This is a genomic window from Pseudonocardia ammonioxydans (assembly GCF_900115005.1).
GTDB lineage: Bacteria > Actinomycetota > Actinomycetes > Mycobacteriales > Pseudonocardiaceae > Pseudonocardia > Pseudonocardia ammonioxydans.
Genome location: NZ_FOUY01000012.1, coordinates 139,893 through 162,289, shown reverse-complemented (window position 1 = coordinate 162,289; position 22,397 = coordinate 139,893). Strand labels below are relative to the sequence as shown.

The 22,397-nt window shown below is 74.0% G+C and carries 21 protein-coding genes; 11 read left to right on the top strand and 10 right to left on the bottom strand.

Features of this window, described 5'->3' with window-relative positions; all coding sequences use genetic code 11:
- Positions 1-149 precede the first annotated feature (149 nt).
- Positions 150-314 carry a hypothetical protein gene (locus BM093_RS35945; RefSeq protein ID WP_177238468.1) on the top strand — a complete coding sequence of 55 codons (165 nt, stop codon included), beginning with the start codon at positions 150-152 and terminating at the stop codon, positions 312-314.
- 13 nt (positions 315-327) lie between these two features.
- On the opposite strand, the gene BM093_RS14145 is transcribed toward BM093_RS35945, so the two are convergent.
- From BM093_RS14145 to BM093_RS14135, 3 genes are all read right to left on the bottom strand, one after another.
- The gene (locus tag BM093_RS14145; RefSeq protein ID WP_093342741.1) at positions 328-1,182 is read right to left on the bottom strand and encodes an NAD-dependent protein deacetylase; all 855 of its coding nucleotides are present in this window, start codon (positions 1,180-1,182) and stop codon (positions 328-330) included.
- A 58-nt stretch (positions 1,183-1,240) separates the two neighbouring features.
- Positions 1,241-2,035 (bottom strand): enoyl-CoA hydratase family protein, encoded by a 795-nt coding sequence (locus BM093_RS14140; RefSeq protein ID WP_093342738.1) that lies wholly within the window; start codon positions 2,033-2,035, stop codon positions 1,241-1,243.
- Positions 2,036-2,225: 190 nt separating this feature from the next.
- Positions 2,226-2,471, bottom strand: a complete 246-nt coding sequence (locus BM093_RS14135; RefSeq protein WP_093342735.1) for a hypothetical protein — start codon at positions 2,469-2,471, stop codon at positions 2,226-2,228.
- 606 nt (positions 2,472-3,077) lie between these two features.
- Here BM093_RS14135 and BM093_RS14130 point away from each other — a divergent pair.
- The gene (locus BM093_RS14130; RefSeq protein WP_093342730.1) at positions 3,078-5,045 is read left to right on the top strand and encodes an FAD/NAD(P)-binding protein; all 1,968 of its coding nucleotides are present in this window, start codon (positions 3,078-3,080) and stop codon (positions 5,043-5,045) included.
- Between the two features lie 303 nt (positions 5,046-5,348).
- Here BM093_RS14130 and BM093_RS14125 read toward each other — a convergent pair whose 3' ends face one another.
- Complete coding sequence (locus BM093_RS14125; protein ID WP_093342722.1) at positions 5,349-6,257, bottom strand: sulfite exporter TauE/SafE family protein; 909 nt, start codon at positions 6,255-6,257, stop codon at positions 5,349-5,351.
- A 299-nt stretch (positions 6,258-6,556) separates the two neighbouring features.
- The gene (locus BM093_RS35940) at positions 6,557-6,709 is read right to left on the bottom strand and encodes a hypothetical protein (RefSeq protein ID WP_177238467.1); all 153 of its coding nucleotides are present in this window, start codon (positions 6,707-6,709) and stop codon (positions 6,557-6,559) included.
- A 166-nt stretch (positions 6,710-6,875) separates the two neighbouring features.
- Between BM093_RS35940 and BM093_RS14120 the strand changes: the two genes are divergently transcribed.
- Positions 6,876-8,882, top strand: a complete 2,007-nt coding sequence (locus tag BM093_RS14120; RefSeq protein WP_143105379.1) for a helicase-associated domain-containing protein — start codon at positions 6,876-6,878, stop codon at positions 8,880-8,882.
- 99 nt (positions 8,883-8,981) lie between these two features.
- On the opposite strand, the gene BM093_RS14115 is transcribed toward BM093_RS14120, so the two are convergent.
- From BM093_RS14115 to BM093_RS14095, 5 genes are read right to left on the bottom strand one after another with little or no spacing between them, the layout of a single operon-like run.
- Positions 8,982-10,295, bottom strand: a complete 1,314-nt coding sequence (locus tag BM093_RS14115) for a sulfate adenylyltransferase subunit 1 (protein WP_093342716.1) — start codon at positions 10,293-10,295, stop codon at positions 8,982-8,984.
- Between the two features lie 17 nt (positions 10,296-10,312).
- Positions 10,313-11,242: a sulfate adenylyltransferase subunit CysD gene (gene cysD / locus BM093_RS14110; protein WP_093342713.1), complete on the bottom strand. Its 930-nt coding sequence runs from the start codon at positions 11,240-11,242 to the stop codon at positions 10,313-10,315.
- Positions 11,232-11,951 (bottom strand): phosphoadenylyl-sulfate reductase, encoded by a 720-nt coding sequence (locus BM093_RS14105; RefSeq protein ID WP_093342710.1) that lies wholly within the window; start codon positions 11,949-11,951, stop codon positions 11,232-11,234. The genes cysD and BM093_RS14105 overlap by 11 nt, the downstream gene beginning before the upstream one ends.
- Positions 11,948-12,130: an Insertion element protein gene (locus BM093_RS14100; RefSeq protein WP_093342707.1), complete on the bottom strand. Its 183-nt coding sequence runs from the start codon at positions 12,128-12,130 to the stop codon at positions 11,948-11,950. Before BM093_RS14100 ends, BM093_RS14105 begins: the two co-directional genes overlap by 4 nt.
- Entirely contained in the window at positions 12,127-13,794 is a 1,668-nt protein-coding gene (locus BM093_RS14095) for a nitrite/sulfite reductase (protein WP_093342705.1), read from the bottom strand. Before BM093_RS14095 ends, BM093_RS14100 begins: the two co-directional genes overlap by 4 nt.
- A gap of 321 nt (positions 13,795-14,115) precedes the next feature.
- Between BM093_RS14095 and hemW the strand changes: the two genes are divergently transcribed.
- From hemW to BM093_RS14055, 8 genes are all read left to right on the top strand, one after another.
- The gene (gene hemW, locus BM093_RS14090) at positions 14,116-15,288 is read left to right on the top strand and encodes a radical SAM family heme chaperone HemW (RefSeq protein ID WP_425439152.1); all 1,173 of its coding nucleotides are present in this window, start codon (positions 14,116-14,118) and stop codon (positions 15,286-15,288) included.
- A 138-nt stretch (positions 15,289-15,426) separates the two neighbouring features.
- Positions 15,427-16,446 carry a heat-inducible transcriptional repressor HrcA gene (hrcA, locus tag BM093_RS14085; protein WP_093342699.1) on the top strand — a complete coding sequence of 340 codons (1,020 nt, stop codon included), beginning with the start codon at positions 15,427-15,429 and terminating at the stop codon, positions 16,444-16,446.
- A gap of 78 nt (positions 16,447-16,524) precedes the next feature.
- Positions 16,525-17,697 (top strand): molecular chaperone DnaJ, encoded by a 1,173-nt coding sequence (gene dnaJ / locus BM093_RS14080; protein WP_093342695.1) that lies wholly within the window; start codon positions 16,525-16,527, stop codon positions 17,695-17,697.
- 113 nt (positions 17,698-17,810) lie between these two features.
- Entirely contained in the window at positions 17,811-18,092 is a 282-nt protein-coding gene (locus tag BM093_RS14075; RefSeq protein ID WP_143105378.1) for a hypothetical protein, read from the top strand.
- Positions 18,089-18,841, top strand: coding sequence for a 16S rRNA (uracil(1498)-N(3))-methyltransferase (locus BM093_RS14070; protein ID WP_093342689.1), 753 nt, complete (start codon positions 18,089-18,091; stop codon positions 18,839-18,841). Before BM093_RS14075 ends, BM093_RS14070 begins: the two co-directional genes overlap by 4 nt.
- Before the next feature lie 105 nt (positions 18,842-18,946).
- Positions 18,947-20,050 (top strand): PhoH family protein, encoded by a 1,104-nt coding sequence (locus tag BM093_RS14065; protein WP_093342686.1) that lies wholly within the window; start codon positions 18,947-18,949, stop codon positions 20,048-20,050.
- A gap of 220 nt (positions 20,051-20,270) precedes the next feature.
- The gene (ybeY, locus tag BM093_RS14060) at positions 20,271-20,816 is read left to right on the top strand and encodes an rRNA maturation RNase YbeY (RefSeq protein ID WP_093342683.1); all 546 of its coding nucleotides are present in this window, start codon (positions 20,271-20,273) and stop codon (positions 20,814-20,816) included.
- Positions 20,817-20,844: 28 nt separating this feature from the next.
- Positions 20,845-22,353, top strand: a complete 1,509-nt coding sequence (locus tag BM093_RS14055; RefSeq protein WP_093342680.1) for a hemolysin family protein — start codon at positions 20,845-20,847, stop codon at positions 22,351-22,353.
- Positions 22,354-22,397: the final 44 nt, after the last annotated feature.

The following is a 22,397-nucleotide window of genomic DNA, read 5'->3' as shown; positions in this document are numbered from 1 at the left end:
CCAGCCCTCCGGTACCCCGGTCTCGGTGGGGTCGGGGCGCTCGCCCACGACGAGGGACTCGAGCGGAGCGTCGGCGTTGGGCTCCTTCGCGTACACAGCGAACATGGGTCCGAACCTAACGTGTGCCGTCGGGCGATACCGTGTGGAGTGTGCGCACGATCATCAACGCGTGGGACGCGGTCGAGCTGTGGCTGACCCAGCTCCCGTTCCTGTTCCAGGTGGTGTTCGTGATCGTGGTGGTGGTGCCGCTGGTCGCGCTGCTGGCGACCGGGATCGACCGGGCCACCCAGCGGTTCGACGAGCCCCGCCGGTAGCCGGCGCGCGGGCTCAGGGGCGGGGTCGGGCTGCCAGCGCGCCCAGCACCTCGGAGCAGCCGGCGTCGACCCGGACCTCGGCCAGCTCGTCGCCCCGGGTGGGCCCGCGGTTCACGATCACCACCGGCACCCCGGCCCGGTGGGCGGCGCGGACGAACCGCAGCCCCGACATGACCGTCAGCGAGGAGCCGGCGACGAGCAGCGCCCCGTCCTGCGGGGTCAGCGCGGCGACCGTCGCGTGGCAGTGCGCGACCCGGTCCCGGGGCACGTTCTCGCCGAAGAACACGACGTGCGGTTTGAGCACGCCGCCGCAGGCCGCGCAGGGGGCGACGCGGAAGCCGTCGGTGATCTCCACGGCGGCGTCGCCGTCCGGGGCGGTCTCGACCTCGGCGCTGTGGACCTCGGTGAACCCCGGGTTCAGCGCCGTCAGGCGCTGCTGCAGCTGCGCCCGCGCGGTGACCTGCCGGCAGTCCAGGCAGACGACCTCGTCGATGCGCCCGTGCAGGTCGATCACCGTGCGGTGTCCCGCGGCCCCGTGCAGGCCGTCGACGTTCTGGGTGATGAGGCTCTCGACCACCCCGGCCGCCTCCAGCGCGGCGAGTGCCCGGTGCCCCGGGTTGGGGTCGGCGCGACGCATCCGGGCCCAGCCGACGTGGCTGCGTGCCCAGTAGCGGCGCTGCGCGGGCTCGCCGGAGACGAACTCGGAGTAGGTCATCGGGTTGCGCGGGCGGGAGCCCGGCCCCCGGTAGTCGGGGATCCCGGAGTCGGTCGACAGGCCGGCCCCGGTGAGGACGACCAGCCGGCGTCCGGCCAGGACGTCCTGTGCGGCAGCCGGGTCCGTGGTGGCGCCGACCGCGGAGAGCGTCATGTCCCCCAGCGTAGGCAGCCGAGCGGGCCGGTGCCGCGCACCGCGTGCGACGGGCGGCTCAGGAGCCGGCGGCCCACCGCGGCGGGCGCTTCTCGGCGAACGCCCGGATGCCCTCCTGGCCCTCGTCGGAGGCGAAGAACGACGCCGACAGCTCGTTCATCGCCGCGAAGTCCGCGGCCATCGTCGCCGGGCGCTCGCGGCGCAGCATCTCCTTGGCCCCGGCCAGCGCCCCGGGCGCGCCGCGGCACAGCATCGCGGTGTAGCGGGCGACCTCGTCGTCGAGGTCGTCGGCGGGGACCGCGCTGTTGATCAGACCGATCTCCACGGCGCGGCGGGCGTCGAACGTCTCGCCGGTCAGGAACAGCTCGTGCGCGGCCCGGGCGGACAGCCGCGGCAGCACCGTAACCGAGATCACCGCGGGGACCACCCCGATCCGGACCTCGGAGAACGCGAACGTGGCGTCCCGGGCGGCGACGGCGATGTCGCACGCGGCGACCATCCCGACCCCGCCGGCGCGGGCGGGTCCGGCCAGGCGCGCCACGACCGGCTTGGGCGAGTCCCACAGCGTGGTGAGGATCCGCGGGACCTCGGTGACGCCCTGCTGCTTCGCGTCGGCGCCCTTCGACTCCTTGAGGTCCATCCCGGCGCAGAACACGCTGCCGGTGTGGGTCAGGACGATCACCCGCACCGCGTCGTCGGCGATCGCGGTGTCCAGGTGTGCGATCAGCTCCCGGCGCAGCTGCGCGGACAGCGCGTTGCGGTTGCGGGGGGAGTCCAGGGTGATCGTCGCGACGCCGGCGTCGAGCTCCAGGTGGACGAGTTCGGTACCGGGCGCGTCAGCGTGCTCAGCCACGACGGGGAGCCTAGTGCTTCGTCGGGGAACGTCGGCATCGGAATCGGTGGATCCAGGTGTTCGCTCGCAAGGCGCCGGGCAGGCCCAGTACCGGAGGTACTCGGCCTGTCCGGCAACGCCGCGAGCGGGCAGTTGGGCCGCCGAGTTCGGTGCTGGACGTTTCCTGACGGGGCACTAACCCGCTCCGGACTCAGCTCCGGGGCTGGCGGGGGACCGTGCGCAGGACCGCGATCTGCTGGTCGAGCTCGGCGGCGATCAGCTCTGCGTGCAGGCCGGCACAGCCGCCGTCGTGCGCGGCGAGCGCGCGGTGGCGGCGGACGAGGTCGTCGAGGGAGTCGAGCAGGTGGTCGACGGCCGTGCGCTCCGGCTCCGGGGCGCGGGGTCCGGCGGCGGCCACCGGCGCACCCTCGAGGGGGTGGCTCAGCTCTGCGGTCATGCGACGTTCTCCGTTGAACGTGTCGGGTACGGGCCTGGCATCGAGATCGGTGTGGATGATCGGTGTCGAGTTGTTGCCAATCCGTTGTACCCGGGATCGGCGCGTTTTACGCGCTGTAGAACACAGGTGGGACGGAGGACACGGTGACCGGGTGCGACGCATCGGTGACCGGTCGTGATCATCACCGGTGAAACAGGTGATCACGCGGTCGGCGGGCGAGCGGCGCGGCCGTTCGGTGGCACCGGGAGGGACGTCACGTGACCGGCCGGTTGCGCCGGGTGTGTCCCCGTGCCTGTCCGGAGGAACACCCGTGCGAGCGGTGCGCTCCTCCCCGGGGCTGTGCGGAGATCCGGGAGCTGTGTGGAATCCAGGAGTTGCGGAATCCAGGAGCTGTGCGGAATCCGCCGGGCGGCGCGGGCGTTCCACCCGGCGATGCGTCCCGTGCGGGCGTACCGGACCGGCGGGCTGGCCGGGGGAGGGAGCGCGGCATACCGTGGGACGCGTGGACCTCCGGCTGGTCAAGCGCAGGCACGTCGACCTGTGCCGCCTGCAGTCGGGACCGGTGCGGACGCGGCCCTCCGCCCGTCCGTCCACCCAGGAGCGTCCATGCACCGCAGGAAGAACGAGCGCCGCGCACCCGCCGTCGTGATCGTGGGGGCCGGCCCCCGTGGGGTCGGCCTGCTCGAACGGATGGTGGCCGGCGCCCCGGGCTTGTACGGCGACGCCCTCGCCGGCCCGGGGCTCGACGTCCACCTCGTCGACCCGTACCCGGCCGGGGCCGGGCGCATCTGGCGGCACGCCCAGTCGCCACTGCTCGCGATGAACTCGATGGCCGCCGACGTGACCATGTGGACCGACGACTCGGTGGTCTGCGAGGGCCCTGTCGCGGACGGTCCCACATTCTGGGACTGGGCCCGCGACCTGCGCGAGCACGGTGACCCGCGGGCCGAGCTGGGCCCGGAGCTCGCCGCCGAGCTCGCGACCGTGACGGCGTCGACCTTCCCGAGCCGGCGGCTGCAGAGCCACTACCTCACCGCCGTGCTGCGCGAGGTGATCGACCGGGCCCCGGCCGGGATGCGGGTGCACGTGCACCGCACGACGGCGGAGTCGCTGACCGAGGACCGGGGCGAGGGCGACCAGATCGTCGGGCTCGCCGGTGGCGGGGTGCTGTGCGCCGACGCGGTCGTCCTGGCCTCCGGGCACCTCGACGCGGCACCGACCGCCGACGAGTGGGCCCTCGCTGGCCGGGCACGGGAGCTGGGCCTGCGCTACCTCCCACCGGAACAGACGTCGGACTCGGACCTGTCGGTGATCGAACCGGGCGAGCCGGTGCTGGCGCGCGGGCTGGGCCTGGCGTTCGTCGACCTCGCGGTGCTGCTGTTCGAGGGCCGCGGCGGCCGCTTCGTCCCCGACCCCGACCCGGACGAGCCCGACCGGCTCCGCTACGTCCCGTCCGGCCGGGAACCCGTCCTGATCGCCGGGTCGCCGCGCGGTGCGACCTACCACTCGAAGACGCACTACCAGCTGCGTGGCGGCCGGCCACCGCTGCCACGGTTCCTCCCGCCCGAGGTCAGCGACGAGCTGATCGCGTCCGGCGGTCCGGTGGACATGGCAGAACAGGTCTGGCCGCTGATGGCCAAGGAGATCGGCTGGGGCTGGTACCACGAGCTGTTCGCGGGCCACCCGGACCGGGTCCGCACCGACTGGGACGACTTCGCCACCCGCTTCGCCGCGGTGCCCCACGGGTCCCCCGAGGAGGCGGAGCTGATCGCTGGGCTTGTCCCGGACCCGCTGGACCGGCTCGACCTCACCGCGCTGGACCGTCCCCTCGACGGCGTGCACGCGCCCGACCTGGACACGCTGCAGCCGCTGGTCCGGGAGCGGATCGCCGAGGACCTGCGCCAGCACGTCGACGACCGGCACACCCCGCACCTCGGCGCGTTCGTCGCGATGCTGTCGGTCTACACCGAGACCACCCGGCTCGCGGGGTCGGGCGTGCTCTCGCCCCGCTCCCGGGCGCGGGACCTGCCGTGGTGGCAGAGCTTCTTCAACTCGGTCGCCTCCGGACCACCCGGGTTCCGGGTGCGCGAGCTGCTCGCGCTCGCGGGGGCCGGGTACATCCGGTTCCTCGGCGCCGGGATGGACGTGAGCGTCGACGCCGACGGCTTCCACGCCACGAGCAGCACGCTGGCCGGGGCGGAGCCGGTCACCACCCGGGTGCTGGTCGACGCCCGGCTGCCCGACCCCAGCGTGTCCCGCACCACCGACGGGCTGCTCGCCGGGTTGCTGGACCGTGGCGAGGCCGTCGAGGAGATCCTGCACGACGACGACGGCACGCCGCTGCGCAACACCGGCCTGCTGTCGGTGCGCCCGGCCGACGGGGCCCTGCACACCGCCGGGGGCGGCGTGCACGAGCGGCGGTTCGCCGTCGGGCCGCACACGACGGTCAAGGTCGCGGGCGCCTTCACCCGGCCCGGGATGAACGCGCAGAGCCTGCGCTACAACGACGCCGTCGCCCGTGCCGTGCTGCGTGCACTGCCCGGCGCGGCCGCCCGGGCCACCCCCGCCGCCTGAACCTCACCGGCCGCCCGTCGCGGAGCCCGGCCGCCCCACCGGGGTGCGGCTGCGCCCACGACGGGCGGTCGCTGTGGCGTCGGGCCCGGCTCCGCGGGCTGCCGGCGTCGGGCCGGGCCCCGCCGGGCGGGGTCGTCGGGCCGGGCTCCGCGGGCTGGCGGCGTTGGGCCGGGCTCCGCCGGCGGTGCCGTTGGGCCGGGCTCCGCCGGCGGTGCTGCCGGGCCGGGCTCCGCCGGCGGTGCTGGCGGGCCCGGCTCCGCGGGCGGTGCTGTCGGGCCGGGCTCCCGCCGGGCGGGTCGTCGGTCAGCCGGAGGTGGAGACGGTCTCGCCCTCCTGCAGTGCGGCCTCGGCGCGGCTGCGGCGCAGCCGCGACACCGCGAGCGAGATCGCGGCGGCCCAGGCGGCGACGATCACCAGGTAGGTGACGACGGTCGTCGCCGTGCCCGCCTCCAGGGTGCGCAGGATCGTGCGGGCGTTGGTCAGGACGATGATGCCGCCGACCGCGGTGCCCAGCACCGGCGCCGGGATCTTGGTGACCAGCCACGCCGCGAGCGGTGCGGCGGCCACACCGCCGATCAGCAGCCCGCCGATCGTGTAAGGGTCGAGGACCTCGTGCCCGAGCCCGACCAGGAAACCGATGCTGGCGGCCACGGCGACCAGGAACTCCGAGGTGTCGACCGAGCCGACGACGGTGCGTGGCGCGGTCCGGCCCGCACCCAGCAGGGCCGGGGTGGAGACCGGTCCCCAGCCGCCGCCACCGGAGGCGTCGACGAACCCGGCGACCAGGCCGAGCGGGGACAGGAACCGCGCCCCGTGCGGCGACCGGCGCGCCGTCGCGACGTTCGGGGGCCGCAGCGAGAAGCGCAGCAGGATGTAGACGCCCAGTGCCAGCAGGATGCCGGACATGTACGGGGCGGCGTCGTCGGTGGACAGCGCGGACAGCAGCGTCGCCCCCAGGAACGCGCCGACCGCACCCGGCACACCGAGCTTGAGCACCAGCTTCCAGTCGACGTTGCCGAATCGCCAGTGCGCGGCACCGGAGGCGAGTGTCGTGCCGACCTCCGCGAGGTGCACCGAGGCACTGGCGGTGGCCGGGTTGATACCGGCCACCAGGAGCAGCGACGTGGAGGTGACGCCATAGGCCATGCCGAGGGCGCCGTCGACCATCTGGGCGGCGAACCCGACCAGGGCGAAGACGATGAGTGTGCGCACGCGTGGGATCTCTCTCTCGTGAGGCGGCCGCCGGGCGGTACCCGGCCGGCCGGAGCGAGCCGGTGTCGTGGCTCGGGGAAGTCGCGGGCCTGCGGTGGCGGCGGCGCGACGGTGCGGACTCCGGCGCCCGCGGGCGTGCCCCGGCCGGCGGCCCGTCGAGCGGGCCCGGGCGTACGGGACCGGCCCGGTGACCCCGGCAGGGCGGCGCGGGCGCGGAACGGGGCGGTGCAGGGTGCGGTGCGGCGGTGGGGGTTGCGTCAGCGGGGGTACGTCACCGGGGCTGGGTCAGCAGGGGTGCGTCAGCAACCGCGACAGAATTCGTCGAAGGCGTCCATGCGGCGCGACGGCCAGAACCGCTCGAGATGTGTGACGAGGTACCGGGAGACCGCCGGGTCCGCCGCCGAACGCTCGGGCACCCGGGCCCGGTCGGCGTGCTCCCCGATCGTGGCCATGCCCCCATCGTGGGCCGCGGATCCGGACAGGACAAGTCGTCGTCCGGGCTGCGGGACGTCGCCGAACATGTCCGGACACGTTGCGGGAACGCGGGTGCCGACCTGCCGGTCCGCCGGCGCCGCCCCGGGGTGGGCAGGCGCCGGCGGTCGTGGTGCGATCCTCGTCGTGTCGTTCATCGAGCACCTGGCCGGCCTGGACGCGGAACGCCTGACCGTGCTGCTCGAGCACCGGGCGGACATCCTCCTCGAGCCGGTGCCGGACGACCTCGACGAGCTGGCGTATCGGCTGAACGGACTCGATTCGCTCGCGGCGGCCCTGCAGCGGATGAACCACGACCAGGCCGCCGTCGCCCGTGCCGTCGCGCTGCACAAGGTCGGCGCGGTCTCCGCGCTGGCCGACCTGTTCCGGGTGCCGGAGCGGGAGGTCCGCGCGCTGGTCGACGAGCTCTGCGCCCGGGGACTGGCCTGGACCGACGGTGAGCGGGTCGCACTGGTCGAGCGGCTGGCCGGGCACTTCGCCGCCGAGGTCGGCGGCTTCCTGCCGGTGGCCCACATCGCGCGCCAGGCCCGGGTGGACGACCTGCGGACGGCGGTCACCGCCCTCGGTGCGGACCCGGCCGGACTGCGCGAGCCCGAGCTGATCGAGCGGCTCACCGCGCTGGTCACGGATCCGGAGACGGTGGGTGCGGCCGTCCGGGCCCTCCCCACACCCGTCCGCCGGCACCTCGACGAGCTGGTCCGCTCCGGAGAGGTGTACGACGTCGACGGGTTCGCCCGGCGGCCCGACGAGGCCACCGCCGCGCTGGTCCGCTCCGGGCTGATGCTGGAGGGTCCGTACGACGGACCGGAACTGCCCCGCGAGGTCGCCGTCCTGCTCCGGCGCGAGGACGACGGTCCGACCGGACGGCCGGCACTCCCGGAGTCGGCGGACCCGGCGAACGAGGGCAGGGCCGAGGCGGAGGGAGCCCTGCTCGCGCTGACGACCCTGCTGGACGAGGCGGGCGAGCACCCGCTCACGCCCCTGAAGAAGGGCGGGGTCGGGTCCCGGGAACGCAACCGGCTGGCGAAGCGGCTCGCGCTGTCCGACGTCGCCCTGTGGATCGACGTGGCGCACGCCGCCGGCCTGCTGACGTCGAGGGCGGGCGGATACCCGGCCGCGGACGGTTACGACGGGTGGCGCGAGGAGGAGCCGTCGGTCCGGTGGGCCACGATCGCGCTGGTCTGGTTCGAGCTCGAGCTGGCGCCGACCAGCCGCGAGACCGAGGACGGCGAGATCGCGCCCCCGCTCCCGGTGGAGTCGTCCGCGGGGCTCCTGCGTCGCGCGCTGCTGCGCGCGGCGGCGGGTGGGCGCTCGCTGCGGGCGGTGATCGAGCACCTCGACTGGTTCTGCCCGTTCCACCCCTACGGCGCCACCGACCGGGTACACAAGGTCGAGGCCGCCCTGCGCGAGGCGACGCAGCTCGGGATCGTGGCGGGGGACCGGCTGACGGGTCTCGGCGAGCAGCTCGTCGAGGTGGCCGGCCGGACCGATCCGGGGCCGGAGCTGGCCCGCCGGATCGCGGCGATGCTCCCCCGGGTGCGCGGCATGCTCGTGCTGCAGTCGGATCTCACGGCGGTCGTGTCCGGCCAGCCCGACGCGGCGGCGGCCCGGTTGCTCGCCCTCGCGGCCGTGCCCGAGGCCCGGGGTGTCGCGGCGACGTGGCGGTTCACCCCGGCCGGCGTGCGCGCGGCGATGGACGCCGGTTGGACCGCCGACGAGTTGCGGGCCGAGCTGACGGCGATCTCCGGGCGCGAGCTCCCCCAGCCGTTGGACTACCTGATCACCGACGTCGCCCGCCGGCACGGCGTCGTACGCGTCCGGGCGACCCGGTGCTGCGTGATCGGCCCCGAGCCCGAGATCGCCGAGATCCTGCACTCCCGCTCGTTGGCGGGGCTGCAGCTGCGCTGGCTCGCTCCGACCGTGCTCGCCGCCCCGCTGGACCCCGGCGAGCTCGTGACCCGGCTGCGGGCGGCCGGATTCGCGCCCATGCCGGAGGACGACGGCGGTGTCGTGATCGTCCCGGAGCGCGCGTCGGGGAGCGCGTCCCGGCCCGAAGCCCGGCGGTTCCGCCCCCGGGTCGCCGCACCCGAGCTGGCCGCGCGGCTGCTGGCCGGGGGCTCTCCTGCGCCGTGACCGCTCCGGCCTCCCGGTGTCGGAGGAGCTGCCGGGGCGGAGCCCCCGACCGGGTCGCCGGGCCGGGGAGGCTCCGCGAGCCGGGTCAGCCGTCGTCGATCACGACGAGCCCACCCCCGCGGCCACCGAGCCGAGCGGATCCCCGACCAGCCCGGCGGCCAGGGTGTTCCCGGTCGGGGGGTCGATGAGCACGAAGCCGCCGGTGGTGCGGATCCGCGCGTAGGGGTCGACCGGCAGCGGGTCGGCGACCCGCAGGGACACCCGTCCGATGTCGTTGATCCCGAGCTGCTCCGGTGCCTCCGTGTAGGACACGGCCTCGGTGTCCAGCCGCGACGTCAGCGCTCCGACGACCACCTGCGTGGTGCGCGTGCCGTGTTTGAGCAGCAGCCGCGCGCCGGGGACCAGCGGCTTCTCGGCCAGCCAGCACAGCGTCGCGTCGATCTCGGAGGTGACCTCCGGCGCGTCGGCCGCGGCCGCGATCAGCGCCCCGCGGGGGGCGTCGATGTCGTCGGCCAGCAGCACCGTGACGCTGAGCCCGGCGCCGGCGGCGTCGAGCGGGCCGTCGGCGGTCCGCACCTCGGACACCGTGGTGCGGTGCCCCTCGGGCAGCACGACGACCTCGTCCCCGGCCCGGACGGTGCCGGCGGCGATCTGGCCCGCGTAGCCGCGGTAGTCGTGCAGCTCGTCGGTCCGGGGGCGGATCACGTACTGCACCGGGAGCCGGAACGGGGCGTCGGTGGCGAAGTGCCCGCCCGCCCCCTCGACCGGGACCGACTCCAGGTGCTCGAGCAGCGTCGGCCCCGCGTACCAGGGGGTGCGCTCGCTGCGGCCGGCGACGTTGTCGCCGACCAGCGCGGACAGCGGGATCACCTGGATGCTGGGGGCCTCGAACCCGAGCGAGCGGGTCAGCTCGGTGAACTCCCGCTCGATGTCGCGGATCTTGGCCTCGTCGTAGTCGATGAGGTCGATCTTGTTGATCGCCAGCACCAGGCGCGGCACCCGCAGCAGCGACAGCACCGCGGCGTGCCGCCGGGTCTGCGCGACGACGCCGTTGCGGGCGTCGACCAGCAGCACGGCCAGTTCGGCGGTGGAGGCGCCGGTGACGGTGTTGCGCGTGTACTGCACGTGGCCGGGGGTGTCGGCGAGGACGAACTCCCGGGTCGGTGTGCCGAAGTAGCGGTAGGCGACGTCGATCGTGATGCCCTGCTCACGCTCGGCGCGCAGGCCGTCGACCAGCAGCGACAGGTCCGGAGTGGACATTCCCTTGTCGACCGACGCGCGTTCGACGGCCTCGATCTGGTCGGCCAGCACCGACTTGGTGTCGTAGAGCAGCCGACCGACCAGGGTGGACTTGCCGTCGTCCACCGAGCCCGCGGTCGCGAAGCGGAGGAGATCGCGATGCTGTGATTCCACGAGAAGCTCTGACTCCACTAGAAGTAGCCCTCCTTCTTGCGGTCCTCCATGGCGGCCTCGGAGAGCCGGTCGTCGGCCCGGGTGGCGCCGCGCTCGGTCAGCCGGGACGCGGTCACCTCGGCGATGACCTCGTCCAGGGTGGAGGCGGTCGACTCGACGGCGCCGGTGCAGGAGCCGTCGCCCACGGTGCGGTAGCGCACCGAGCGGGTCTCGAGCGTCTCGCCGGCGCGCGGGCCGCCCCAGGGGCCCTCGGCCAGCCACATGCCGTCGCGGCGGAAGACCGGGCGCTCGTGCGCGTAGTAGATCGACGGCAGATCGATGTCCTCGCGCTGGATGTAGCGCCAGACGTCGAGCTCGGTCCAGTTGGAGATCGGGAAGACGCGGACGTGCTCGCCCGGCGCGTGCCGTCCGTTGTAGAGGTTCCACAGCTCCGGGCGCTGCTTGCGCGGGTCCCAGCGGCCGAACGTGTCGCGCAGCGACATGATCCGTTCCTTGGCGCGGGCGCGTTCCTCGTCCCGGCGCCCGCCGCCGAACACGGCGTCGAAGCGGTGCTCGGCGATCGCGTCGAGCAGCGGCTGGGTCTGCAGCGGGTTCCGGGTGCCGTCGGCCCGCTCGACCAGCCGGCCGTCGGCCAGGTAGTCCTCGACCCGGGCGACCTCGAGCCGCAGGTTCAGCTGCGCGGCGATCCGGTCCCGGAACTCGATGACCTCCGGGTAGTTGTGCCCGGTGTCGACGTGCAGCAGCCCGAACGGGACCGGTGCCGGGGCGAACGCCTTGACCGCCAGGTGCACCAGGAGCGTGGAGTCCTTGCCCCCGGAGAAGAGGATCACCGGCCGGTCGAACTCCCCGGCGACCTCGCGGAAGACGTGGATCGCCTCGGACTCCAGTGTGTCGAGGGCCGTGAGTACTTGTCGCGGCCAGGAGGACGGTTTCCGCTCACGAGCCATGGAGACCACACTCCGTCTTGGCGCGCCCGGCCCAGCGCCCGGAGCGCGGGTCCTCGCCCGGCTGCGGCTTCGCGGTGCACGGGGCGCAGCCGATGCTCGGGTACCCCGCGTCGACCAGCGGGTTCACCAGGACCCCGCGGTCGGCGATGTAGCGGTCCATGTCGTCGTCGGACCAGGCCGCGATCGGGTTGATCTTGACCAGGCCGAACTTGTCGTCGTAGGTGATCAACGGGGTGGTCGCCCGCGTCGGGGCCTCCACCCGCCGCACGCCGGTGACCCACGCGTCGTAGCCGGCGAGGGTGTCCTGCAGCGGGGTGACCTTGCGCAGCGCGCAGCAGCGGTCCGGCTCGCGGGCGAACAGTTCCGCGCCGAACTCGGCGTCCTGCTCGGGGACGGACTGCCGGGCCCGCGCGTTCACGATGGTCAGTTCCGGATACGCGGCGTCGACGGCGTCGCGGGTGCCGATGGTCTCGGCGAAGTGGTAACCGGTCTCGAGGAACAGGACCTCGACGTCGGGCTTCGCCCGGTGGGCCAGGTCGATCAGCACCGCGTCCTGCATGTTGGACGCGACGATCAGCCGGTCGCCGAAGGTCGTCGCGGCCCAGGCGAGCAGGTCCTGTGCGGTCGCGTCCGGGCCCAGCTCGGCGGCGCCGCGCTCGGCGGTCGCGCGCAGGTCGGTCCCGACGGTCTCGCGCACGCTGCCGCTCATGAGGTCGCTCCGGAGGTCTCCGGCACGCCGAGCCCCACGAACGTCACGACGAACGTGCGCAGGCAGTCGGCGCACCACCACGCGGCGCCGGGGACCCGCTCGGAACGCTCGGCCGGTCGCAGGTCCTCCTCACCGCAGTAGGGGCAGTAGAAGGGCGTGGTCCGCTGGGTCGCGCTCACTTGAGATCGGCCTCCTCGGCCCGGAGCACCCACTGCGCGAACCGCTCGTCGTCGGTGCGCTGCTCTGCGAAGTTGCGCACCACCCGCTCGACGTAGTCGCCCAGCTCGGCGCTGGTGACCTTGAGCCCGCGCAGCTTGCGGCCGAACCCGGCGTCGAGCCCCAGGCCACCGCCCAGGTGAACCTGGAAACCCTCGACCTGGTTGCCGTCGCCGTCGGTCACGACCTGGCCCTTGAGGCCGATGTCGGCGACCTGGGTGCGGGCACAGGCGTTCGGGCAGCCGTTGAGGTGCAAGGAGATCGGCACGTCCGGCACGGTGTCGGCGAGCCGCTTCTCCAGGTCCTCGACCAGCCGGATCGCCCGCTCCTTGGTCTCGACGATCGCGAGCTTGCAGAACTCGATGCCGGTGCAGGCCATCGTGGAACGGCGCCAGGTCGAGGGCTCGGCGGGCAGCCCGAGCCGGTTCAGGTCCTCGATCAGGCGGTCCAGCCGGTCGCCGGCCACGTCCAGCACGACGATCTTCTGGTAGGGCGTGAACCGGATCCGGTCGGAGCCGGCGCGCTCGGCGGCGTCGGCGATCGCGGCCAGCGTGCCGCCCGACACCCGGCCCGACGGCGGGGCGACGCCGACGTAGTGCCGGCCGTCCTTCTGCTCGAAGACGCCGACGTGGTCCACCGGGCGCTCCGGGGTCTCCGGGGCGGGGCCGTCGACGAGCGCCCGGCCGAGGTACTCCTCCTCGAGGACCCGGCGGAACTCCTCGGGGCCCCAGTCGGCGATCAGGAACTTGAGCCGGGCGCGGTGGCGCAGCCGCCGGTAGCCGTAGTCGCGGAACACCGTGGTGACCCCGGCCCACACCTCGGGGACCTCGTCGAGCGGTACCCAGGCGCCGAGCCGGACGGCGAGCCTCGGGTTGGTGGACAGCCCGCCCCCGACCCACAGGTCGAACCCGGGCCCGTGCTCGGGGTGCTCGACACCGACGAAGGCGATGTCGTTGATCTCGTGCGCGATGTCCTGCTGCCAGGAGATCGCGGTCTTGTACTTGCGCGGCAGGTTGGAGAACTCCGGGCTGCCGATGTACCGCTCGACGATCTCGTCGACCGCCGGCGTCGGGTCGATCCGCTCCGCGGCGGCGACCCCGGCGACCGGGGAGCCGAGGACGACGCGCGGGCAGTCGCCGCACGCCTCGGTGGTCCGCATGCCCAGACCCTCGAGCTTGTCCCAGATCGCGGGGACGTCCTCGATCCGGATCCAGTGGTACTGGATGTTCTCGCGGTCGGTGACGTCGGCGGTGTCGCGGGCGTAGTCCTGCGAGACCTCGCCGAGCGCGCGGAGCTGGGCGGCGGAGACGGCGCCGCCGTCGAGGCGCACGCGCATCATGAAGTACTCGTCCTCGAGCTCCTCCGGCTCGAGGGCGGCGGTGCGTCCGCCGTCGATGCCGGGGCGGCGCTGGGTGTAGAGGCCCCACCAGCGCATCCGGCCACGCAGGTCCTGCGGATCGATCGAGCCGAATCCGCGCCGGGCGTAGATGTTCTCGATCCGGGCCCGGACGTTGAGGGGGTCGTCGTCGCGCTTGAAACGCTCGTTGGGGTTCAGCGGCTCGCGGTGGCCGAGTTTCCACTGGCCCTGGCCGCGGACACGACCGGGTGCAGTCTGGGAGGGCGCCATGTGGTGGGTGCTCCGAGGTGTCGGACCGGGCACACGCCGGCCCCGGACAGGGCGGAGCGCGGCCCGGGAAGAGGAGAAGAGGCCGTCGGATCAGGACGGACGGCGACAGAGGGCGCTACGAGTCCGGTTCAGGTCCACGTGGCGGCGGGCCACGAGGCGGAGTCGGAGCGCGTGCACGTCGAACAGTCTCTCACGGTGTCCGGACTCCGGGCCAGGACGCGTTCGCATGCTGGGACGCGGGCCGGGAAGGTCCGGACGTTCGGCCCGGGCGGTCCCGGCAGGGGGACGGTGCCCGCCGGGCACGCTGGCACACTCGGGAGCGTGCCGCCCCCCTTCGGGATCTATGTCCACGTGCCGTTCTGCGCGACCCGCTGCGGCTACTGCGACTTCAACACCTACACCGCCTCCGAGCTGTCCGGGGACGCCGCGTCCCCGGACGGCTGGCTGGCGGCCGCGCGCCGCGAGATCGCCCTGGCCGCACGCACGGTCGGGGACCGCACGGTGGAGACCGTGTTCGTCGGCGGCGGCACACCTTCGCTGCTGGGTGCGGAGCGGCTGTCGGCGGTGCTGGCCGCGATCCGCGACGAGTTCGCCGTCGCCCCGGACTGCGAGGTGACCACGGAGTCCAACCCGGAGTCGACCTCGCCGGAGTTCTTCGCCGGCCTGCGCGCCGGTGGCTACACGCGCGTCTCGCTGGGGATGCAGTCGGCGGCCCGGCACGTGCTGGCCGTGCTCGACCGCACGCACACCCCCGGTCGTGCGGTCGACGCCGCCCGGGAGGCCCGGGCCGCCGGGTTCGGGCACGTCAACCTGGACCTGATCTACGCCACCCCCGGCGAGACCGACGACGACCTGCGCCGGTCCGCCGAGGCGGTGCTGGAGGCCGGGGTCGACCACGTCTCGGCCTACGCGCTGATCGTCGAGGACGGCACCGCACTGGCCCGCCGGGTCCGGCGCGGCGAGCTGCCCGCCCCCGACGACGACGTCGCCGCCACCCGCTACGAGCTCCTCGACGCCCGCCTGGCCGAGGCCGGCCTGCGCTGGTACGAGGTGTCCAACTGGGCGCTGCCCGGTGCCGAGTGCCGGCACAACCTGGGTTACTGGCGTGACGGCGACTGGTGGGGCGTCGGCCCGGGCGCGCACTCGCACCTGGGCGGGGTGCGCTGGTGGAACGTCAAGCACCCGGCGCGCTGGGCGGGTCTGCTCGATGCGGGCGACGCGCCCGAGGCGGGGCGTGAGGAGCTGACCGCCGGGGAGCGGCACACCGAACGCGTCATGCTGCGGCTGCGGCTGGCCGAGGGGATGCCGCTGGACCTGCTCGACGACGGCGGCCGGGCCGCCGCGCAGCGCGCCGTCACCGACGGCCTGCTGGACGGTGGTGCGCACGCCGGCGGCCGTGCCGTGCTGACCGACCGCGGACGGCTGCTGGCCGACCGCGTGGTGACCGACCTGCTCCTCGCCGAGGAGGACGCGGTCGGGGCCGCCGGCCGGTGACGCCGGCGCGGCCACGCAGGAATCGCAGGGGGTGAGTCACCGCACCCCGCTGCGCGATCCGTCCACCGGGCCGTGACGGCGCATAGACTGGTCGTGGAACGTCAGCCGTACCGGACGCGCCGGGGGAGGTGCCGGGAGATGAACGCCGACGAGCGCCGCTTCGCCGTGCTGCGGGCCATCGTCGCCGACTACGTGTCCACCCAGGAACCGGTCGGGTCCAAGGCACTCGTCGACCGTCACAACCTCGGTGTCTCGAGTGCGACCGTCCGCAACGACATGGCCGTCCTGGAGGAGGACGGGTTCATCGCCCAGCCGCACACCAGTGCGGGCCGGATCCCCACCGACAAGGGCTACCGCCAGTTCGTCGACCGGATCTCCCAGGTCAAGCCGCTGTCGTCGGCCGAGAAGCGGGCCGTGCAGACGTTCCTGGAGGGAGCGGTCGACCTCGACGACGTCCTGCGCCGGTCGGTGCGGCTGCTGGCCCAGCTGACCCAGCAGGTCGCGGTCGTCCAGTACCCGACCCTGACCCGCTCCACCGTGCGGCACCTGGAGGTCGTGCAGCTCACGCCGGCCCGGCTGATGCTGGTGCTGATCACCGACACCGGCCGGGTGGACCAGCGGGTGGTCGACCTCGGCGACGTGCTCGGCGAGACCGACGTGGCCCGGTTGCGCGAGCTGCTGGGCAACGCGTTGAACGGGCGGAAGCTCGCCGAGGCCTCCGCCGCGGTCGCCGAGCTGCCCGAGACCGGGCCGGACGACCTGCGCGTGCTGCTCACCCAGATCGCGACGGTGCTGATCGAGACGCTGGTCGAGCACCCCGAGGAACGGATGGTGCTCGGCGGCACCGCGAACCTCACCCGCAGCCACGCCGACTTCCCCGGATCACTGCGCCAGGTCCTCGAGGCACTCGAGGAACAGGTCGTGGTGATGCGGCTGCTGGCCGCCTCGCAGGACTCGGGGCTGGTCACGGTGCGGATCGGCGAGGAGAACGAGGCGGAGGACCTGCGGACCGCGTCGGTCGTGACGGTCGGCTACGGGGCGGGTACACCGCTGGGCGGGATGGGCGTCGTCGGGCCGACCCGGATGGACTATCCGGGCACGATCTCGGCGGTGCATGCGGTCGCCCGATACGTGGGTGAGATCCTGACCGGGCGCTAGGAAGCCGCTACGCCGATACTGCACGTGATCGGCACCGCGTCGGCGGTGCCGAGTATGACCTAGAGGACGAGAAGCCAGGTGGCACGCGACTACTACGGGACCCTGGGCGTCGAGCGCGGCGCCGACGCCGCGGAGATCAAGCGGGCATACCGCAAGCTCGCCCGCGAACTGCACCCCGACGTCAATCCGGACCCGGAGGCCCAGGAGCGCTTCCGTGAGATCAGCACGGCCTACGAGGTCCTGACCGATCCGGAGAAGCGGCGGGTCGTCGACCTCGGGGGCGACCCGATGGACCCGCGCGGTGGCGGCGGTGGTGCCGGCGGCGGCGATCCGTTCGCCGGCTTCGGTGGGTTCAGCGACATCATGGACGCCTTCTTCGGCGGCAACGCCGGCGGCGGGCGGGGCCGCGGCCCGCGCAGCCGGGTGCAGCCGGGCGCGGATGCGCTGATCCGGATGGAGCTGACGCTCGAGGACTGCGCCGCCGGAGTGCAGCGCGACCTCGCCGTCGACACCGCCGTGCTGTGCACCCTGTGCCAGGGGTCGGGCTGTGCCGAGGGCACCCAGCCGGCCGCCTGCGACACCTGCGGCGGTTCCGGCGAGATCCAGAGCGTGCAGCGGTCGTTCCTCGGGCAGGTCGTCACCGCCCGTCCGTGCCCGACCTGCCGCGGCTTCGGCGAGGTCATCCCCGACCCGTGCCGGCAGTGCTCCGGGGACGGCCGCGTCCGGTCCCGGCGCACCGTGTCGGTGAAGATCCCGGCGGGGGTCGCCGAGGGCATGCGGGTGCGGCTGGCCGGCCAGGGCGAGGTCGGGGCGGGCGGCGGCCCGGCCGGTGACCTCTACGTCGAGGTCGAGGAGGTCCCGCACGAGATCTTCACCCGGGACGGCTCGGACCTGCACTGCACGTTGCCGCTGCCGATGACCGCGGCCGCGCTCGGTGCGACGCTGCCGCTGACGCTGCTCGACGGCACCGTGCAGGAGCTCGACATCGAGGGCGGCACCCAGCACGGGACCGTCCGCACGTTGCGCGGCAAGGGCATGCCCCGGCTGCGGTCGACCGGCCGCGTCGACGGTCACGGCGATCTGCTCGTGCACGTCGAGGTGTCGGTGCCGACCAAGCTCGACAAGGAGCAGACCGACCTGCTCCGCCAGCTCGCGAAGCTGCGCGGCGAGGAGCAGCCGGACCTGGTCGGCGGTGCCCGCAACGGTCACGGCCTGTTCTCGCGGCTGCGGGACTCGTGGAGCGGCCGGTGACGAGCCCGGCCGGGCGCCGGCGTGCGCCCGTCCGGAGCAACGTCCGCGGCTGCGGGTTCCCGATGTCCGCGAAGCGCCGCCGGGGGACCGGTCCGTCGGTCATGGTGGGCGGCGTGACCCGAGCCGAGATCGACGCGCTCACCCGCCGTGTCGATGCGCACGACGAGACGCTGCGTGCCGTGGCCGACACCGTCCTCGACATCAAGGACGTGGCCGACGAGCACACCGGAACCCTGGGCGGCCACTCGGCGACCCTGGCCGAGCACACCGCGACCCTGGCGGAGCAGACCGCGACCCTGGCGGAGCACAGCGAGTTGCATCGGCAGCACGCGGCGACGCTGGCCGAGCACACCGAGCTGCTGCACGAGATCCTCCGCCGGCTCCCGTCGTCGTGACCACCAGCCCGCTGTTCCTGGTCGACGACGTCGCGGCACTGCCCGCGCCCGGTGGCGAGACGGTCCTGACGGGGCCGGAGGGCCGGCACGCGGTGACCGTGCGGCGGATCCGGCCCGGCGAGGAGCTGGTGCTCTCCGACGGCTGCGGCGGGATCGCGCACGCCGAGGCCGTCGCCACGACGGGGAAGGACGCGCTGACGGTCCGGCTGAGGGCGGTGTCGCACGTTCCCGCACCCGCGGTCCGCATCGTGATCGCGCAGGCCCTGGTGAAGGGCGACCGCGGCGAGCTCGCGGTCGAGACCGCGACCGAGGCCGGCGCGGACGCGTTCCTGCCCTGGAAGGCGGCCCGCTCCGTGGCCCGCTGGGACGACGGCCCGCGCGGGGCCAGGGCCCTGGAACGCTGGCGGTCGTCGGTGCGCGAGGCCGCCAAGCAGGCGCGCCGTCCCTGGCAGCCACAGGTCACGGAGCCGGTGACCACCCGGCAGCTGGCGCAGCGGGTCGCGGCCGCCGACGCGGCCCTGGTCCTGCACGAGTCCGCCGGCACCGGGCTCGCCGGGGTCGAGCTGCCCGCGGACGGTGAGGTGCTGCTGGTCGTGGGGCCGGAGGGCGGGGTGGACGACCACGAGCTCGCCGTGCTCGCCGAGGCCGGTGCGGTCCCGGTGCGGATGGGGCCGGAGGTGCTGCGTGCCTCGACCGCCGCGTGCGTGGCGCTCGGCGCGCTCGCGGTGCGCACCGGTCGCTGGAGCTGAGTCCCGCACCCACGGATCCACCGGAATCCGTGGGTGAGGACGGGCGTTGCACGGGTACCATCCGGACAGTCCGGATACCCGACCCTGAGGCAGGCGAACACAGTCTTGACCGGCACCGAACCCGGCTCCACCCCCCGGACCGACCTGCGGTCCGACGCGGCACCGGGCGGGTCCGTCCGGTCGCGGATGGTCGTCCCGGACACCGCCCTGCTCGCACTCCTCGGCTCACGTGACGAGAGCCTGCGCACCGCCGAGGAGGAGCTCACCGCCGACGTCCACGTGCGCGGCAACGAGCTGACGCTCTCCGGCGACCCCGGCGACGTCGCCTTCGCCGAGCGCGTGTTCACCGAGCTCATCACGCTCGCCGAGCGCGGTCAGCTGGTCGGCGCCGACACGGTCCGGCGGACCGTGCAGATGCTGTCCGACGCCGGGACCGAGACCGACGACCGGATGGGCGAGTCACCCGCCGAGGTGCTGAGCCTGGACATCCTGTCCCGGCGCGGCAAGACCATCCGGCCCAAGACGCTCAACCAGAAGCGCTACGTCGACGCCATCGACTCGCACACCGTCGTGTTCGGGATCGGGCCGGCCGGCACCGGCAAGACCTACCTGGCCATGGCGAAGGCCGTGCAGGCGCTGCAGGCCAAGCAGGTCACCCGGATCATCCTGACCCGCCCGGCGGTCGAGGCGGGGGAGCGGCTGGGCTACCTGCCCGGCACGCTGTTCGAGAAGATCGACCCGTACCTGCGTCCGCTCTACGACGCGCTGCACGACATGATCGACCCGGAGTCCATCCCGAAGCTGATGGCGGCCGGGACGATCGAGGTCGCGCCGCTGGCGTACATGCGCGGGCGGACGCTGAACGACGCGTTCATCATCCTGGACGAGGCGCAGAACACCACGCCCGAACAGATGAAGATGTTCCTCACCCGGCTCGGCTTCGGCTCGAAGATCGTCGTCACCGGGGACATCACCCAGGTCGACCTGCCCGGCGGCAACCGCTCCGGGCTGGCCGTGGTGCAGGAGATCCTCGACGGCGTCGACGACGTGCACTTCTCCCTGCTCGACAGCGCCGACGTGGTGCGGCACAAGCTGGTCTCCGACATCGTCGACGCCTACGCCCGCTTCGACGCCGTGACCGAACGGCGTGCGGCGATGACCGGGGGGAACGGGGCGCCGTCGCCCCGGCGGGGCGGGCGCCGCCGCTGACGGTGACCCACGGCGACCGCCGGCCGACGCGCGGTGGTCGCCCCGGGCGTCCGCAACGGGCGCCGCCGGGACCGTCGGTGCCCGGGACTACGCTGGTCCGCGACCGGAGAAGAACGAGACAGGTGGGGCGGGGCGGCGCCGACGTGAGCGAGCGTGCGAGCGAACCGGTGGACACGGCCACAGCGCGAACGCGGCCGACGGGCCTCGATGAGGAGGTCTCGTGAGCATCGAGGTCGTCAACGAGTCCGGGATCGCGATCGACGAGGCACAGATCGTGTCGGTCGCCCGGTACGCGCTGGACGCGATGAAGGTGAACCCGGCCGCAGAGCTGGCGATCACCGCCGTCGCGCTGGACGCGATGGAGGAACTGCACGTCCGCTGGATGGACGAGCCCGGCCCGACGGACGTCATGGCGTTCCCGATGGACTCGCTCGCCGAGGACGGGCGCCGTCCGGACGCACCGGACCTGGGGCCCGCGCTGCTGGGCGACGTGGTGCTGTGCCCGGCGTTCGCCCGCGACCAGGCCCGCAAGGCCGGGCACACGCTGGCCGACGAGCTGCACCTGCTGACCGTGCACGGCGTGCTGCACCTGCTCGGCTACGACCATCTCGAGCCGGAGGACGAGCGGGAGATGTTCGCGCTGCAGAACCGGCTGCTGGTGCGCTGGCGCGAGGACCGGGCCCAGGCCCACGCCCGCGACGCCCAGCGGCGCAGCGACGACCGCCTGATGGGCACCGTCGGCTTCGAGGACGAGCCCGGCCGGTGAGTCCGCACCTCGACCACGCGGAGGAGACGTGACCACCGCCTGGCTGATCGTCACCACCGTCCTGCTCGTCCTGCTGGCAGGGGTGTTCGCCGCCGCGGACTCGGCCCTGATGTCGATCTCGAGTGCCCGGGTGGACGCGGTGGTGCGGGCCGGGCGGGCCGGCGGGCGGGCGCTCGCCGCCGTCGTCGCGGACCGGCCCCGCCACGTGAACCTGCTGATGCTGCTGCGGGTGATCTGCGAGACCGTCGCGGTCGTCGTGCTGGCGCTGGCGCTGGCCCCGCTGTTCTCCGCACCCTGGATCGGGCTGACGCTGGCCGGCGTGATCATGGTGCTGGCCAGCTACGTGCTGATCGGGGTCGGACCGCGCACGCTGGGCCGCCAGCACCCGTACCAGATCGGCTTGCTGCTCGCCGCGCCGATCCGGGCGCTGGGCACCGTGCTCTCGCCGCTGGCCACGCTGCTGATCCTGGTCGGCAACGCGATCACCCCCGGGCCCGGGTTCCGGGAGGGCCCGTTCTCCACCGAGGTCGAGCTGCGCGAGCTCGTCGACATGGCCAGCAACCGCGGCGTGGTCGACGAGGGCGAGCGCAAGATGATCCACTCGGTGTTCGAGCTGGGGGAGACCCCGGTGCGGGAGATCATGGTGCCGCGGCCGGACGTGATCTGGACCGAGCGCGACACCCCGGTCGACAAGGTGCTGCGGCTGGCGCTCAAGAGCGGCTACTCGCGCATCCCGGTGCTCGGCGAGGGCATCGACGACGTCATTGGTGTCGCCTACCTCAAGGACCTGGTCCGGGCCCGCGACGACGCCCAGTTCCGCGGTGCTCCCCAGAGGTCGCTGGTGGAGATCCTGCGCCCGGCCGCGTTCGTGCCGGACTCCAAACGCAGCGACGAGCTGATGCGCGAGATGCAGCGCACGCGCAACCACATGGCCGTCGTCGTCGACGAGTACGGCGGCACGGCCGGGGTGGTGACGATCGAGGACATCCTCGAGGAGATCGTCGGTGAGATCACCGACGAGTACGACACCGAGGAGGCGCCGGAGGTCGTCGAGGCCGCCGACGGTGCGTTCCGGGTGGCGGCCCGGCTGCCCGTGGAGGACCTGGGCGAGCTGTTCGCCGGGCGCTTCCGCGGGACCCCGCGCGAGGACGAGCTGCGCGAGGCCCTGGAGTCCGCGGACGTCGACACCGTCGGAGGCCTGCTGGCCCAGTGTCTGGGCAAGGTCCCGCTGCCCGGGGCGACGGCAGAGCTGGAGGGCCTGCTGCGTCTCGAGGGCGAGGGCGGCAAGGACGCACGGGGCCGCATCCGGATCACCTCGGTGCTGGTCGGACCGCTGGAGCCGGTCGAGGCCGGGGAGGACGCCGGCACCGGAGACGGCTCCGGTGAGGACACCGAGCATGCGGCCGGCGCCGGGTCCGGGACGGTCGCGTCCGGGCACGAACACGACCACGGTGACCCGGACGGCGCGCGGCCGGACCCGGGCACCGGCGACCCGGCCGGGCACGCCGGGGACGACGCCCGCGCGGAGCGGGCATGACACACGGCTCCCCGGGTGGAGCACGAGCTGGAGAGGCGGCCCCG